This window comes from Mesorhizobium marinum, assembly GCF_040813675.1.
Taxonomy (GTDB): Bacteria; Pseudomonadota; Alphaproteobacteria; order Rhizobiales; family Rhizobiaceae; genus Mesorhizobium_K; species Mesorhizobium_K marinum.
Window position 1 is genome coordinate 1 of record NZ_JBFOCI010000039.1, and the last position, 636, is coordinate 636.

Sequence of the window (636 nt, forward strand, 5' to 3'; positions counted from 1 at the left end):
CACAAGGCCGCCGAACGAACTGAGTTTTCCTGAAACCTCAACCAGTTGACCTTCGAGCCCGTCGATATCCAGCTTCAGGTCTACAATAGACATTTGTCTGTATGATACGGATGGTCTTGCGTCATTCTGAATCAGAACTTCGTAGGTGCCATCGGACCGTAGCAATATTTCGCGGCCGTCCTCACTCCTAACTACTTCATCAGCATGGGCTACATCCGCAACAATCAAGCCAACTGCCAGTACCAAATACCGAGTCATCCCAAGATCCACTCCCGCAGAATCTGAAATTAGCGCAACGTACAGTCTTGGCAAGTGCACGCGATCACAGGCAGTCTTGCCTTGGGAACCGACATGAGCGAACTTGCAACGCTCATTGTGAGCGAGGGAAGCATATGAGGGTAGTTATCGCCACTCTTGGGTCAGGGCAGATCGTAGCTGGGGTCCTAGTTTACATAGCGGCAATTTCGGCAATCCATGAAATCCTGGGTGCTTTACTTTTTGGGCTAGGTACTATGTGCGTTGCACTGTCTGTTGTGATTGGAAAACTTGAACTGATTTTGGAGAGGCCCTTGGAACGGCTGGATGCAGCGAAATAGCCATCGCGTCTAGGGCTATGCTGCCCTGCTTGGACTACGC

Annotated in this window: 1 protein-coding gene; it reads right to left on the reverse strand. The window is 50.8% G+C overall.

The window, feature by feature from the left end; translation table 11 throughout:
• The coding region (locus tag ABUE31_RS22755; RefSeq protein ID WP_367726048.1) for a hypothetical protein at positions 1-258 on the reverse strand (258 nt) is incomplete at its 3' end.
• Positions 259-636 lie beyond the last annotated feature (378 nt).